Source organism: Teichococcus deserti (genome assembly GCF_001982615.1).
Classification (GTDB): Bacteria; Pseudomonadota; Alphaproteobacteria; order Acetobacterales; family Acetobacteraceae; genus Pseudoroseomonas; species Pseudoroseomonas deserti.
The window spans coordinates 1-651 of sequence record NZ_MLCO01000593.1; the positions used below are offsets into that span (position 1 = coordinate 1).

Below are 651 nucleotides of genomic sequence, written 5' to 3' on the forward strand. Positions count from 1 at the left end.
TGCCCACCCCGCCCGAAGCCTTTTCCCTGCCGGCGCATGCGCCGCTGCGGCTGGACGACCCGGAGGCCCGCTGGATCGTCGAGGCCGGCAGCGTCGCCCTCTTCGCGCTGCGCGCCGCTCTGCCTCCGGCAACCGAGGGCACCCGCCACTATCTCGGCAGCATCGCCGAGGGCGGGCTGGTCTGCGGCCTCGGCACCGACCTGGCCGGCACCAGCGCCATCGCGGTGGGCGCCGGCGGCACCCGGCTGCGCCCGTTGCCGCCCGGCGCGCTGGCGGCGCTCGACCCCGCGCCGCTGGGCGCCGCCATCGACGCCTGGGCCGAGGCGCTGGCCGGTGGCCTGGCCCGCCCGCTGCTGCCGCGCCCGCAGGCCGACCTCGCGCTGGCGCCGCGCGGCGCCCGGCAGCGGCCACCCGCCGGCACCGTGGTGGTGGCCGCCGAGGGTGCCCGCGGCGGGCCGCTCTGGCTGCGCCTCGGCGGTGACTGGCTGCTGCTCGGGCTGGAGCGGGTCGGCGGGCTGGTGCCGCTGCCGCCCGGTGCCTGGCTGACCGGCGGCGCCGGTGCCAGCTGCCGCCCCGCATCGGCGGCCGAGGCACTGCGCAGCGGCGACTGGCAGGAAGGGCTCGCCGGCTTCAACGCCGCGCTGCTCGAGG

General features: G+C 80.5%; 1 protein-coding gene. It reads left to right on the plus strand.

Translation table 11 applies throughout. The features are described from left to right. Positions 1-651: hypothetical protein (locus tag BKE38_RS32735; RefSeq protein ID WP_408887440.1), on the plus strand; the 651-nt coding region annotated here is incomplete at both ends.